Origin of the sequence: Nocardioides sp. Root240, assembly GCF_001428825.1 — a bacterium.
Classification (GTDB): domain Bacteria; phylum Actinomycetota; class Actinomycetes; order Propionibacteriales; family Nocardioidaceae; genus Nocardioides.
In genome coordinates this window covers 579,609-593,556 of record NZ_LMIT01000002.1, presented here as the reverse complement: position 1 = coordinate 593,556, position 13,948 = coordinate 579,609, and the positions used below count along the sequence as shown (strand labels likewise).

Sequence of the window (13,948 nt, the reverse complement as noted above, 5' to 3'; positions counted from 1 at the left end):
ACACTCGCCGGGTGCCCGATGGTCCTGCTGTGCTCGTCGACGGCCTGGTGATGCGGTACGACGAACGGACCGCGGTCGACGGCCTCTCCTTCGAGGTCGAGTCGCACACCATCACGGCGGTGCTGGGTCCCAACGGCGCCGGCAAGACCACCACGCTCGAGACCTGCGAGGGCTACCGCCGTGCGCAGGCCGGCACGGTCCGGGTGCTCGGGCTCGACCCGGTCCGCGAGCGCTCCGCGCTGCTGCCGCGCATCGGCGTCATGCTGCAGTCCGGCGGTGCGTGGAGCGGTGCGCGCGCCGACGAGATGCTGCGCCACTTCGCCCGTCTCCACGCCCACCCGCTGCCGGTCGACCTGCTGATGGAGCGCCTCGCGCTGCACGAGTGCGGCCGGACGCCGTACCGGCGCCTGTCGGGGGGCCAGCAGCAGCGCCTCGGACTCGCGCTCGCCCTCGTCGGGCGCCCGGAGCTCGTCTTCGTCGACGAGCCGACCGCCGGTCTCGACCCGCAGATCCGCCGCGGCGTCTGGGAGCTGCTGGAGGAGCTGCGCGCCGACGGCGTGACCGTCGTGCTGACCACGCACTACCTGGAGGAGGCCGAGCGCCTCGCCGACAAGGTGCACATCATGGACAAGGGCCGGCTGGTGGCCAGCGGCACGCCGCTCGAGCTCACCCGCGGCGGCACGGTCGCCACGATCCGGCTCGTCGTCACCCAGCCGTTCCCGCCCGGCTCCCCGGAGGCGCTGGCGGCAGCGCTCGGCGAGAACACCGAGCTGACCGTCCTGGACCCGCTGAGCCTGCAGGTCTCCGGCCCGGCCGACGGGTCCACGCTCGCCAAGGTGGCCGCCTGGTGCGCCGACCACGACGTGCTGCCCGAGTCGCTCTCCCTGGGCCAGCGCAACCTCGAGGACGTCTTCCTCGAGCTCACCGGCCGGGAGGACTTCTCGTGAGCGGCACCTTCGCCCCCGCCCCGGGCGGCGCGCCCGTCCTGCGCCAGCTGGTCACCCAGGCCGGCATGGAGGCCCGGCTGCTGCTCCGCAACGGCGAGCAGCTCCTCATCGCCGTCGTGATCCCGGTGATCGTGCTCATCGGCGCCGTGCGCGGCGCGGACCGGGTCGGCCTCGACCTCGACGGCCGGCCGATCGACGTCCTGACGCCCGGCGTACTGGCCCTCGCCGTCATGTCGACGGCCTTCACCTCCCTGGCGATCGCCACCGGCTTCGAGCGCCGGTACGGCGTCCTCAAGCGTCTCGGGACCGCTCCCCTGTCCCGCACCACGCTGCTCGGCGGCAAGGTCGCCGCGCTGCTGCTGGTCGAGGTCATCCAGTTCGCCGTGATCGGCGGCGTCGGCCTCGCGCTCGGCTGGGACGGCCCCTCGGGCGTCGCCGGCGTGCTGTGCGCCGTCGTGGCAGCACTCCTCGGCACCGCGGCCTTCGCCGCGCTCGGCATGCTGCTGGCCGGCACGCTCCGCGCCGAGGCGACCCTCGCCGCAGCGAACCTCGTCTACCTGCTCCTCCTCGCCGGCGGCGCCGTGATCCTGCCCGCCAGCGCCTACGGCGGCCTCGGCGACGTCGTGCGCTGGCTGCCCTCCGGCGCACTCGGCGAGGCGATGCGGGCCGCCTGCGACGGTGCCATCGCGGGCCGCGACCTCGTCGTCCTGCTCGCCTGGGCCGCTCTCGGCTCCGTCCTGACCGCCCGGACCTTCAAGTGGGAGTGACCCCGTGACCACCTCGACCCCCACGCGCCTCGAGAGCCTCCAGCACGCGCTCGGTGCCCGCCTCGTCCCGCTCGCCTGGGCGAACCTCGTGGCGAACATCCTGATCGTCGTCACCGGCGGCGCCGTACGGCTCACCGGCTCCGGCCTGGGCTGCCCGACCTGGCCCAAGTGCACCGACGCGAAGTGGACCTACCACTCCGAGCTCGGCCTGCACGGGGTCATCGAGTTCGGCAACCGCCTGCTGACCTACGTCCTGGTGGCGATCGCCATCGCCTGCTGGGTCGCGGCCCGCGACCGCGCGGCGCAGCACCCGCTCGCCGTACGCCTCTCGACGATCATCGCCCTGGGCATCCCCGCCCAGGCCGTGATCGGCGGCGTCACCGTGCTCACCGACCTCAACCCGTGGATCGTCGCCCTCCACCTGCTCGTCTCGATGGCGATCGTCGGCGTCTGCGTCGGCCTGGTCGACCACCTCAACGGCCCGACCCGCGCCTCCGCACCGCTGGGCGTCCGGCGCCTCGTCGCTGTCCTCTTCGCAGCCGGCTGGGTCGTCCTCTACCTCGGCACCGTGGTCACCGGCTCCGGCCCCCATGCCGGTGACGACGAGGCGCCCCGCAACGACCTCGACCCGCAGGTCATGTCGCACGTGCACGCGGCGTCGGTCTACCTGCTCGTCGCCCTCACCCTGCTGGTCGTCTGGCGCGCCCGCCGGCTGGGCCTGCTGGCCCTCCACCGCGCCGCCTGCCTGCTCCTGGTCGTCGAGCTGGCCCAGGGCACGATCGGCTTCTGGCAGTACCTGACGGACCTGCCCGAGATCCTGGTCGGCATCCACATGCTCGGCGCCGGCCTGACCGCCGCCGGCATGACGCGGGTCCTGCTCACCACGCGCGCGCGTCGCTGACTCCCGCTGACCCACCGGTCAGCGTCCGATCAGTGCAGCAGCGGGTCGATCGCGACGGCGACGAACAGCAGCGACAGGTACAGGTTCGACGAGTGGAACAGCCGCATCGGCTGGAGCACGCTCAGCTCGTCGGACGTCTTCGCCCGGCGGTGCAGGCCGTGCGCCTGCACCAGGAACACCGCACCGAGCACGACAGCCACGATGGGGTAGACGAGGCCCGTGTCCGCCACCGGCCACAGCACCAGCGAGGTCGCGACCATCACCCAGCTGTAGACGACGATCTGGAACGCGACCTGGCGCGCGGACCTCACGACCGGCAGCATCGGGACGTCGACCTGCGCGTAGTCCTCGCGGTAACGCAGCGCCAGCGCCCAGGTGTGCGGGGGCGTCCAGAAGAAGACCACCATGAACAGCACGATCGGCACCCAGGACAGCTCGCCGGTCACGGCGGTCCAGCCGATCAGGGCCGGGAAGCAGCCGGCAATGCCGCCCCAGACGATGTTCTGGGTCGTCCGGCGCTTGAGCAGCATCGTGTAGACGAACACGTAGAAGGCGTTGGCGCTGACCGAGAGCACCGCCGAGAGCGGGTTGACCCACACGGCGAGGACCACCGTCGACAGCACGCCCAGGACGGTGCCGAACACGAGGGCCGCGGCCGGGGTCACGATGTGGCGCGGCAGCGCCCGGCGCCGGGTACGACGCATCTGCTCGTCGATGTCGCGGTCGTAGACGCAGTTGAAGACCGAAGCGGACCCGGCCGAGAACGTGCCGCCGATGACGGTGGCGACGACCAGGCCGAGCGCGGGGACGCCCCGGGCGGCGAAGAACATGACCGGCACCGTCGTCAGCAGCAGGAGCTCGATCACCCGGGGCTTGGTCAGCCCGACGTACGCCATGACGACGTCCCGGAAGGTCTTCGGGGTCCCGGCGTCCTCGGCCATCAGCTCGGGGCTGGTGGGGTCGACGTAGGTCACGGAAGTCCTCATGGGCAGGGTTCGAGAGCGGTCCGAGTGTAGCCCGACCCACCCGTGTCCGCCGCACCCAGCCGGTGTCGGCTGCGCCACCGCGCTCGGTAGGCTCGGAGCATGATCCCGGAGCTGGACTGGACCGACCTCGACCGCAAGGCCGTCGACACCGCACGGGTGCTGGCCATGGATGCCGTGCAGAAGGTCGGGAACGGCCACCCCGGCACGGCGATGAGCCTCGCACCCGCCGCGTACCTGCTGTTCCAGAAGGTGATGCGCCACGACCCCGCCGACCCGGCGTGGACCGCCCGCGACCGCTTCGTGCTGAGCTGCGGCCACAGCTCGATCACGCTCTACACGCAGCTCTACCTGGGCGGTTTCGGCCTCGAGCTCAGCGACCTCGAGAGCCTGCGCACCTGGGACTCCAAGACCCCCGGCCACCCGGAGTACGGCCACACCGCCGGCGTCGAGGTCACCACCGGCCCGCTCGGCCAGGGCGTCGCCAACGCGGTCGGCATGGCGATGGCCGCCCGCCGCGAGCGCGGCCTGATCGACCCGGCTGCCGACGGCGGCCCGTCGATCTTCGACCACCACGTCTACGTCATCGCCTCCGACGGCGACCTCGAGGAGGGCGTGAGCGGCGAGGCGTCCTCCATCGCCGGCACGCAGGAGCTCGGCAACCTCACGGTGATCTACGACGCCAACCGCATCTCGATCGAGGGCGACACCCACATCGCGTTCAACGAGGACGTCGCGAAGCGCTACGAGGCCTACGGCTGGCACGTCCAGACCGTCGACTGGACCGGCAACGACCACTCCGACCTCGCGAACTACGAGGAGGACGTCCCGGCCCTCCACGCGGCGATCAAGGCCGCCGACGAGATCGCCGACAAGCCGTCGCTGATCGTCCTGAAGACCGTCATCGCCTGGCCCGCCCCGAGCGCGCAGAACACCGAGGCCGCCCACGGCTCCGCCCTGGGTGCCGACGAGGTGGCCGCGACCAAGCGCGTGCTCGGGTTCGACCCGGACAAGTCCTTCGAGGTCCCCGAGGACGTCATCGCGCACACCCGCGGTCTCGTCGAGCGTGGCAAGGCCTGGGCCGCCGAGTGGAACGAGCAGTTCCAGGCCTGGTCCGCCGCCCACCCCGAGGGCGCCGCGATCCTGCACCGGCTCAAGGACCGTCGCCTGCCCGACGGCGTCGAGGCCGCGCTGCCGGTCTTCGAGGCCGACGCCAAGGGCGTCGCGACCCGCGCCGCGTCCGGCAAGGTCATCAACGCCCTCGCCCCGGTCATGCCGGAGCTGTGGGGCGGCTCGGCCGACCTCGCGGGCTCCAACAACACGACCATCAAGGACGCCAAGTCCTTCCTGCCGTTCGACCGCTCCGTCGAGGAGTGGCAGGGCGACCCCTACCAGGGCCGCGTCCTCCACTTCGGCATCCGCGAGCACGGCATGGGCGCGATCATGAACGGCATCGCCGTCCACGGCGGCACCCGCGTCTTCGGCGGCACCTTCCTCACCTTCTCCGACTACATGCGCGGCGCGGTCCGCGTCGCGGCCCTGATGAAGGTTCCGGTCACCTACGTCTGGACCCACGACTCGGTCGGCCTCGGCGAGGACGGCCCGACCCACCAGCCGATCGAGCACCTCTGGGCGCTGCGCGGCATCCCGGGCCTCGACATCATCCGGCCCGCCGACGCCAACGAGACGGCGGCCGCGTGGCTGCAGGTGCTGCGTAACAACGACCGTCCCGCCGGCCTGATCCTCAGCCGCCAGAACGTCCCGACGTTCCCCCGCGGCACGGAGGGCTTCGCCACGACCGACGACGTGGCCAAGGGCGGCTACGTCCTCATCGACGCCGAGGGCGGCGAGCCCGACGTCGTGCTGATGGGCACCGGCTCCGAGGTGCAGCTGGCCGTCGCCGCCCGCGAGCAGCTCGCGACCGAGGGCATCCGGGCGCGCGTCGTGTCCCTGCCCTGCCTCGAGTGGTTCGAGGCCCAGACCCAGGCCTACCGCGACTCGGTGATCCCGCCGATCGTCAAGGCCCGCGTCTCGGTCGAGGCCGGGACGAAGACCGGCTGGCGCGAGTACGTCGGAGACGCCGGCCGGATCGTCAGCATCGACCACTACGGAGCGAGCGCCGACGCCGGCACCCTGTTCCGCGAGTTCGGATTCACCCCGGAGGCCGTGGCGGCGGCCGCCAAGGACAGCATCGCCGCTGCGGGCGCCTGACCGGCTCCCCCGCGGCACCACGCATCTCTCACAAGGAGGACTCATGACCGACCGACTCAAGGCCCTGGCTGACGCAGGGGTCTCCATCTGGCTCGACGACCTGTCCCGCGAGCGCATCGAGACCGGCAACCTCGCCGAGCTCGTGACGAGCTCGTCCGTCGTCGGCGTGACGACCAACCCGACGATCTTCGCCGGCGCCATCTCCAACGGCGAGCGCTACGACGAGCAGGTCCGCGCCCTCGTGGCCGACGGGGCCGACGCCGACGGCGTCATCTTCGCGCTCACGACCGAGGACGTGCGCAACGCCTGCGACATCCTCGCGCCGGTCGCCGCGTCGACCAAGGACGACGGCCGGGTCTCGATCGAGGTCGAGCCCACCCTCGCCAACGACACGGCCGCGACGGTCGCCTCGGCCAAGGCGCTCTGGGCCGCGGTCGACCGCCCCAACGCGCTGATCAAGATCCCCGCGACCCTCGAGGGCCTCCCGGCCATCACCGAGGTCATCGCCGCCGGCATCAGCGTCAACGTCACGCTGATCTTCTCCGTCGAGCGCTACCGCGCGGTGATGGACGCCTACCTCACCGGCCTCGAGCAGGCACGGGCCGCCGGCATCGACCTGTCGACGATCCGCTCGGTGGCCTCGTTCTTCGTGTCCCGCGTGGACAGCGAGATCGACGCGCGCCTGGACAAGATCGGAACCGACGAGGCGCTCGCGCTGCGCGGCAAGGCCGCCGTGGCCAACGCCCGCCTCGCCTACGCCGCCTTCGAGGAGGTCGTCGCCTCCGACCGCTGGCAGGCCCTCGCCGCCGCCGGCGCGAACGCGCAGCGCGCGCTGTGGGCGTCGACGGGCGTCAAGAACCCGGCGTACCCCGACACGCTCTACGTCTCCGACCTGGTCGTCGCCGACACCGTCAACACGATGCCCGAGAAGACGATGCAGGCGTTCGCCGACCACGGCGAGGTCACCGGTGACCAGGTCACCGGCAAGGCCGCCGAGGCGCAGGCCGTCTTCGACCAGCTCGCCGCGGCCGGCATCGACCTCGACGACGTGTTCGTCGTCCTCGAGACCGAGGGCGTCGACAAGTTCAAGGTCTCGTGGACTGAGCTCATCGAGACCGTCCAGACGCAGATGGCCAAGGCCAAGGGCTGACGACCAGTGGGCGCGGCTCCTGTCGATCCCCGCTCCACGGCTGCCTGGTCCACGCTGGCCAAGCTGTCCGACGGCTTCGCCCCCGACCTGCGGCGCTGGTTCGCCGACGACCCCACCCGGGTCGAGCGGTTCAGCCACACCGCCGGTGACCTCCACGTCGACCTGTCGAAGAACCTGCTCGACGACGACATCCTGGGGGCGCTCCTCGAGCTGGCCCGCGAGGTCGGGCTCGAGGACCGACGCGACGCCATGTTCCGGGGCGACCACATCAACGTCACCGAGGACCGCGCCGTGCTGCACACCGCGCTGCGCCGGCCCGCCGGTGTCGACATCGAGGTCGACGGCCACGACGTCGTCGACGACGTGCGCGACGTGCTCCGCCGGGTCTACGCCTTCGCCGACGACGTCCGCTCGGGCGCCTGGACCGGCGTCACCGGCGAACGGATCCGCACGGTCGTCAACATCGGCATCGGGGGCTCCGACCTCGGGCCGGTGATGGCCTACGAGGCCCTGGCGCCGTACGTCCAGGACGGCCTGTCGTGCCGGTTCATCAGCAACATCGACCCGACCGACGCGGCGCGCACCCTGGCCGACCTCGACCCGGCGTCGACGCTGTTCGTCGTCTCGAGCAAGACCTTCGGCACCCTCGAGACGCTGACCAACGCCCGACTGTGCCGGAGCTGGCTGCTGGACGCACTGCGCGCGAGCGGTGCCGTCGGCGCGTCCGACGAGGCCGGGGCGGAGGCCGTGGCCCAGCACTTCGTCGCCGTCTCCACCGCGCTCGACAAGGTCGCGGCCTTCGGCATCGACCCGGCCAACGCCTTCGGCTTCTGGGACTGGGTCGGCGGGCGCTACTCCATCGACTCCGCGATCGGCACCTCGCTGGTCGTGGCGATCGGCCCGGAGCGCTTCGAGGAGTTCCTCGGCGGCTTCCACGCCATCGACGAGCACTTCCAGCACACGCCGCTGGCGAGCAACGTGCCGGCGCTGATGGGCCTGCTGAACGTCTGGTACGTCAACTTCCTCGACGCCCGGACCCACGCGGTGCTCCCCTACGCCCAGCTGCTGCACCGGTTCCCGGCGTACCTCCAGCAGCTCACGATGGAGTCCAACGGCAAGAGCGTGCGTTGGGACGGCACACCGGTCACCACCGACACCGGCGAGGTGTTCTGGGGCGAGCCCGGCACCAACGGCCAGCACGCGTTCTACCAGCTCATCCACCAGGGAACGCAGCTCATCCCCGCGGACTTCCTGGCGTTCGCGACGCCGGCGTACCCGCTCGAGGACGGCACCACCGACGTCCACGAGCTGCTGCTCGCGAACTTCTTCGCCCAGACCAAGGCGCTCGCGTTCGGCAAGACCGCCGACGAGGTCCGCGCCGAGGGCACGGCGGAGTCGATCGTCCCCGCGCGGGTGTTCGCCGGCAACCGGCCGACCACCTCGATCATGGCGCCGGCGCTCACGCCGGCGGTCCTGGGCCAGCTGATCGCGCTCTACGAGCACATCACCTTCACCCAGGGCGTCGTGTGGGGCATCGACAGCTTCGACCAGTGGGGCGTCGAGCTCGGCAAGCAGCTCGCCCTGCAGATCGCACCCGCGATCGACGGTGACGAGGAGGTCCTGGCCGGCCAGGACGCCTCCACCCGTTCCCTGATCGGCTACTACCGGGAGCACCGCGCACGATGACCTCCGACCGCCCTGCTCCCCTCGTCGAGGTCCACGCCGACGCCGCCACCCTCGCCACGGCCGTCGCCGGCGAGCTGCTCAACCGGATCGCGGACGCGCAGGCCGCCGGACTGGTCCCCGACGTGGGGCTGACCGGAGGCTCGATCGCGGAGGCGATCCACCGCGAGATCGCCCGGCTCGCCGACGCGTCCGGCGTCGACTGGGGGGCGGTGCGGTTCTACTTCGGCGACGAGCGCTTCGTGCCGGCGTCCTCCCCGGACCGCAACGTCGGCCAGGCGCGGGCGGCCTTCCTCGACGAGGTCGGCGCGCACCGCGTGCACGCCGTCCCCGCCTCCGACGAGGTGGCGAGCGCCGAGGATGCGGCCGAGGCGTACGCCGCGACGATCCGCGCGACCGGCACGGGCGACTTCGACGTGCTGATGCTCGGGGTGGGCCCCGACGGGCACATCGCCTCGCTGTTCCCCGGCCATGCAGGCCTGGACGCGGTCGACGCGATCGCGGTCGCCGTCCACGACTCCCCCAAGCCGCCGCCGGACCGGGTCAGCCTGACCTTCGAGGCCCTGAACCGGGCGCAGTCGGTGTGGTTCCTGGTGAGCGGGGCCGCCAAGGCCGACGCCGTTCGACGCGGGCTCGCCGAGCTCGCCGACGACGCCGAGGCAGCAGCTCTCCGGGAGACGCCGGCGCGAGGTGTCCGCGGCACCACCGAGACCATCTGGTTCCTCGACAGCGAGGCGGCCTCCGCGCTCTGACGCGTCCCGGCAGCCCCGCTGGCTGCCGGTGCGTCCCGTTGTCCTCCACAGGCAGGGCAGCAACGGGGTGCCGTCCACAACCGGTGGGCTGACGCCTGCCCTGGTGTCGGGCGGATCCGGAGGATCAGGCGGCATGAGATCCCTCGTCCGCGTCCTGTCCTGTGGCCTCCTGGCCGCGCTGCTCCTGACCACGCTCGTCCTGCCCGCTCGTGCGGAGCGCCTCGGGCCCGGCCACCCGTCGCCACCCGGGTTCTCCGGCTACACCACCCGTTCAGGCCACGAGCTCGGCGTCGCCCGCGTGCCCGACGGCCCGTTCGGCATCTGCCTCGACACCGGCACCCGTCGGTGGCCGCGCCGTGCCGGCACGCCCACCACGGTGCGTCACCCGGTGGTCGGCTACCTGCTCTCCGTCCACCTCGACGCCGCCCGACGTGACGGCGTCCTCGCGACCGCGCTGTGGTGGGTCGTCGGGCGCCTCGAGCGGCTGAACGCCGAGCCCGACCGGATGACCGCGAGGATGGCGGAGCTGCGTCGCGAGTCGCCCCGGCTCTTCACCGCCGTCGTCCGGCGCGCGACCCGGCTGGTCGACGAAGCCGCCCGTTACGCCCCGCCCACGACGGGCTACCGCGCCGCGCCACCGGTCCTCACGACCGACGGCCTGACGGGCACCCTCGCCGCTCTCGGGATCCGGTCCGCCGCGGGTCGTTGGGTGCCCGGCATCAGGGTGCGGGTCACCCTCACCGGGGCCACCTTCGACGGTGGCCGCAGCACCCTCACCCTGCGCACCGGCACCGATCCGCTGTTCCTCGGCTGGCAGCGCACCGGCGCCAGCGCCGTGGCCGTGCGCGTCCGCTACAGCGGGATCCCCGAGCACCGCTTCCGGCGCTACCGCTCCGGCGCGCGCTTCCAGCGGGTGGCTGCCTCGGCAGGGACACGGAGCCTCGTCACGGCGCTCACCACGCCGGAGCTCAGCACGCCCCGCATCAGCACCCGGGTCAACCGGCAGCGCGCCACCGTCGGTGCCCTCCTCGTCGACCGTGTCCGTGTCACGGGCAGCCGCGGCGTCGCGCACGAGGGCGAGTGGGAGCTGCTGGGCCCGGTCCGCCCCGACGCCGACCTTCGGTGCCGCGCCGCACGCTGGGCTGGTGCGCCGCTCGCCGGACGCGGCACCTTCCGGACCCGGGGCGACGCCACGGTCGAGGTCGGTCGCACGCGCCTCCGGTCCGGCGGCTGCTACACCTACCGCGAGCGCCTCCTCCCGTCGTCGGTCAGTCTCGGCGCGCCGTGGACGCGCGCGGGGCTGGTCGAGGAGACCAGCCTGGTCACGCCCCGGCAGCCGCACGTGCCGCGACACCCTCAGGTCGACACCGGCGGCAAGCGCCGTGCCGGTCGAGCGCCGGACGCGGGTGACGCCGGGGCGGGCCGCGTCGTCGTGCCAGGGGCGGTGCGGGCCCGCCTGGTCGGCACGTCCTTCCACGGGCGGACCCTGGGTGCGCCCCGGCCACGCGGCAGTGCCGGCGTATGGCGGGGCAGCGTGCCGCTGGCCTCGCTGGTGGGCACCACCCTGCTGGCCGGCCACGTCGCGGACGACCGCGGCAGGCCGGGTGCCTTCCACGGCCTGCGGCGCGCGCGCCCCGGGGACCGGGTGACCACGCGCGACGGCTCAGGAACCGTCCGGCACTGGCAGGTGCGGACCGTGCGTACCTTCGACCGGCGCCGGCTACCGCGCAGCCTGTTCCAGCAGGGAGTCGATCGCCGGCTGCTGCTGATCACCTGCGTCGGGCGGGTGACCCTGCCCGGCGGCGGCTTCCACTACCGGCGCAACCTCGTGGTGGAGGCGGTGCCGATCAGCTGAGCTCGATCAGAAGATGATCTCGCCGGACTTGCGGCGCGAGCGGAGCAGCTGGATGGCCTCGTCGAGGATGACCTCGGCCTCCTTGTCGGAGCGACGCTCCTTCACGTAGGCCAGGTGCGTCTTGTACGGCTCGATCTTCGGCGCGGGCGGGGCGTTCTCCGAGTCGAGGCCGGCGGGAAGGCCGCACTTGGGGCAGTCCCAGGAGTCGGGCGCGGTGGCCTCGATCGAGAACGTGATCACCGAGCGGTGGCTGTTCGCGCAGAAGTAGGTCACCGCCTGACGGGGCGCAGCCTCGCCACGCTCGGCCTCGCCCATCGGGCCTGCACCGACGCGACTACCGCGGATCGCGTTCCCACCACCAGCCAACGAATCTCTCCTAGCTCATCGATCGGCCCGGTGTCTCACGGGCCGGTGTTGCAGTCGGTCAGTTCTGGTAGGCGAGCAGCAGGCCGAGCGCGATGACGCACGCGAACCAGATGACGCCGATGCCGACCGTGAACCGGTCGAGGTTGCGTTCGGCGACCGACGAGCCACCGAGGGAGCTCGAGACGCCGCCACCGAACATGTCGGAGAGACCGCCGCCGCGGCCCTTGTGCAGCAGCACGAGGAGGATCAGCAGCAGGCTCGCGATCACGAGCACGACAGTGAGGAGGGTCGACAACACGCGGGAATCCTACGTCAGGGCCGGCGCTACCCCAGCACCGGCATGTCGTAGAACCGGCAGATGCCGCCGAACTCGTCGGCCTCGAGGCTCGCGCCGCCCACCAGGGCGCCGTCGACGTCGGCCTTCGTCATGATGCCGGCGACGTTCGCAGCCTTCACCGAGCCGCCGTAGAGGATCCGGACGGAGTCGGCCGCCTCGTCGCCGTAGGACTCACGGACCTGGCCCCGGATGGCCGCGCAGACCTCCTGCGCGTCGTCCGGGGTGGCGACCTCGCCCGTGCCGATGGCCCAGACGGGCTCGTAGGCGATGACGAGGCCGGCGACCTGCTTCTTGCTCAGGCCGGCGAGGGAGCCCTCGACCTGCGCCATCGTGTAGGGCACGTGCTCGCCGGCCTGCCGGACATCGAGGCCCTCGCCGACGCACACGATGGGGGTGATCTTCTCCCCCAGTGCCGCCTTCGCCTTGGCGTTGACGACCGCGTCGGTCTCGCCGTGGTACTGGCGGCGCTCCGAGTGGCCGACCACGACGTACGAGCAGCCGAGCTTGGCCAGCATGGCCGCGGAGATCTCGCCCGTGTAGGCGCCACCGGCGTGCTGGGAGACGTCCTGCGCGCCGTACCGGATCGAGAGGCGGTCACCGTCGACCAGCGTCTGCACCGAGCGGATGTCGGTGAACGGCGGGACCACGACGACCTCGACCTTGCCGTAGTCGTGGCGCTTGTCCGAGAGCGTCCACGCGAGCTTCTGGACCAGCACCACCGCCTCGGCGTGGTTGAGGTTCATCTTCCAGTTCCCCGCCATGAGCGGGGTGCGGGTCGAAACCATCAGTCCTCCAGAACCGTGATGCCGGGGAGCTCCTTGCCCTCGAGGTACTCGAGGCTGGCACCCCCACCGGTCGAGATGTGGCCGAACGCGGCCTCGTCGAACCCGAGGGTACGCACAGCGGCGGCCGAGTCGCCGCCACCGACGACCGACAGGCCGTCGACCTCCGTGAGCGCGGCGGCCACGGCACGGGTGCCCTCGGCGAACGCAGCCTGCTCGAACACGCCCATCGGCCCGTTCCAGAAGACGGTGCGCGCGTCGGCGAGAGCGGCGGCGAAGGCCTTGCCGGACTCCGGGCCGATGTCCAGGCCGAGGGTGTCGGCCGGGATCTCGGTGGCCGCCACGACGCGGGCGGAGGCCTCGTCACCGAAGCTGTCGGCCACGACGATGTCGGTCGGCAGCACGATCTCGACGCCGAGCTCCCTGGCGCGGGCCTGGTAGGACCGCACCGTGTCGAGCTGGTCCTCCTCGAGCAGGCTCTTGCCGACCTCGAGGCCGTCGGCCTTGAGGAAGGTGAACACCATGCCGCCGCCGATGAGCAGCTTGTCGGCCTTGTCGAGCAGGTTGTCGATCACGCCGAGCTTGTCGGAGACCTTCGAGCCGCCCAGCACGACGACGTAGGGCCGCTCGGGCTCGACGGTGAGGCGACGGAGCACGTCGATCTCGGTGGCGACCAGCCCACCCATGGCGTGCGGGAGGCGCTGGGCGACGTCGTAGACGCTGGCCTGCTTGCGGTGGACCACACCGAAGCCGTCGGAGACGAACGCGTCGGCGAGGGCCGCGAGCTCGTCGGCGAAGGCCCCCCGCTCGGCGTCGTCCTTGCTGGTCTCGCCTGCGTTGAAGCGGACGTTCTCGAGCAGGGCGACCTGTCCGTCCTGCAGCGCCGCCACCGTCTCCTGCGCCGAGGCCCCGACGGTGTCGGTCGCGAAGGCGACCGGCGCGCCGAGGAGCTCGGCCAGACGGGCGGCGACCGGCGCCAGCGAGTACGCCGGGTCCGGCGCCCCCTTCGGGCGACCGAGGTGGGCCGTCACGACCACCCGCGCACCGGCCTCGGCCAGCGCCTTGATCGTCGGGACGCTCGCACGGATGCGTCCGTCGTCGGTGATCGTCGTTCCGTCGAGCGGGACGTTGAGGTCCGAGCGGACGAGGACGCGCTTGCCGCTGACGCTGTCCAGGAAATCTCGGCCAAGCCCGTTGTAGTCGGTCACAAGCGT

At 72.3% G+C, this 13,948-nt stretch carries 13 protein-coding genes; 8 read left to right on the top strand and 5 right to left on the bottom strand.

The genetic code is table 11. The features are described 5' to 3' along the window. Positions 1-11 precede the first annotated feature (11 nt). Genes ASE20_RS05855 through ASE20_RS05845 form a run of 3 tightly spaced genes read left to right on the top strand, consistent with a single transcriptional unit; the run spans position 12 to position 2,615 of the window. Positions 12-947, top strand: a complete 936-nt coding sequence (locus ASE20_RS05855) for an ABC transporter ATP-binding protein (protein WP_056893570.1) — start codon at positions 12-14, stop codon at positions 945-947. Beyond that, entirely contained in the window at positions 944-1,714 is a 771-nt protein-coding gene (locus ASE20_RS05850) for an ABC transporter permease (protein ID WP_056893569.1), read from the top strand. The genes ASE20_RS05855 and ASE20_RS05850 overlap by 4 nt, the downstream gene beginning before the upstream one ends. Positions 1,715-1,718: 4 nt before the next feature. Further along, complete coding sequence (locus ASE20_RS05845; RefSeq protein ID WP_056893568.1) at positions 1,719-2,615, top strand: COX15/CtaA family protein; 897 nt, start codon at positions 1,719-1,721, stop codon at positions 2,613-2,615. 29 nt (positions 2,616-2,644) lie between these two features. On the opposite strand, the gene ASE20_RS05840 is transcribed toward ASE20_RS05845, so the two are convergent. Beyond that, on the bottom strand, positions 2,645-3,556 hold the full coding sequence (locus tag ASE20_RS05840; RefSeq protein WP_225869192.1) for a heme o synthase: 912 nt from the start codon (positions 3,554-3,556) through the stop codon (positions 2,645-2,647). Positions 3,557-3,700: 144 nt separating this feature from the next. Here ASE20_RS05840 and tkt point away from each other — a divergent pair, with 144 nt between their 5' ends. The 5 genes from tkt (at position 3,701) to ASE20_RS24640 (ending at position 11,249) form a co-directional block, all read left to right on the top strand. After that, entirely contained in the window at positions 3,701-5,809 is a 2,109-nt protein-coding gene (tkt, locus tag ASE20_RS05835) for a transketolase (protein ID WP_056893566.1), read from the top strand. Between the two features lie 43 nt (positions 5,810-5,852). After that, a complete protein-coding gene (gene tal, locus ASE20_RS05830; RefSeq protein ID WP_056893565.1) occupies positions 5,853-6,959 on the top strand; it encodes a transaldolase in 1,107 nt (368 codons plus the stop codon). Between the two features lie 6 nt (positions 6,960-6,965). Continuing rightward, positions 6,966-8,645 carry a glucose-6-phosphate isomerase gene (gene pgi / locus ASE20_RS05825; protein ID WP_056893564.1) on the top strand — a complete coding sequence of 560 codons (1,680 nt, stop codon included), beginning with the start codon at positions 6,966-6,968 and terminating at the stop codon, positions 8,643-8,645. After that, positions 8,642-9,394, top strand: coding sequence for a 6-phosphogluconolactonase (gene pgl, locus ASE20_RS05820; protein WP_056893563.1), 753 nt, complete (start codon positions 8,642-8,644; stop codon positions 9,392-9,394). Before pgi ends, pgl begins: the two co-directional genes overlap by 4 nt. 133 nt (positions 9,395-9,527) lie before the next feature. Beyond that, complete coding sequence (locus ASE20_RS24640) at positions 9,528-11,249, top strand: class F sortase (RefSeq protein ID WP_056893562.1); 1,722 nt, start codon at positions 9,528-9,530, stop codon at positions 11,247-11,249. A gap of 6 nt (positions 11,250-11,255) precedes the next feature. Here ASE20_RS24640 and ASE20_RS05810 read toward each other — a convergent pair whose 3' ends face one another. The 4 genes from ASE20_RS05810 to ASE20_RS05795 are packed head-to-tail and all read right to left on the bottom strand — an operon-like array spanning position 11,256 to position 13,942. Further along, positions 11,256-11,615, bottom strand: coding sequence for an RNA polymerase-binding protein RbpA (locus ASE20_RS05810; protein ID WP_082612178.1), 360 nt, complete (start codon positions 11,613-11,615; stop codon positions 11,256-11,258). A gap of 58 nt (positions 11,616-11,673) precedes the next feature. Then, positions 11,674-11,913 carry a preprotein translocase subunit SecG gene (secG, locus tag ASE20_RS05805; protein WP_412778601.1) on the bottom strand — a complete coding sequence of 80 codons (240 nt, stop codon included), beginning with the start codon at positions 11,911-11,913 and terminating at the stop codon, positions 11,674-11,676. Between the two features lie 26 nt (positions 11,914-11,939). Continuing rightward, entirely contained in the window at positions 11,940-12,737 is a 798-nt protein-coding gene (gene tpiA / locus ASE20_RS05800; protein ID WP_056893560.1) for a triose-phosphate isomerase, read from the bottom strand. Continuing rightward, complete coding sequence (locus tag ASE20_RS05795; RefSeq protein ID WP_225869178.1) at positions 12,737-13,942, bottom strand: phosphoglycerate kinase; 1,206 nt, start codon at positions 13,940-13,942, stop codon at positions 12,737-12,739. Before ASE20_RS05795 ends, tpiA begins: the two co-directional genes overlap by 1 nt. Positions 13,943-13,948 lie beyond the last annotated feature (6 nt).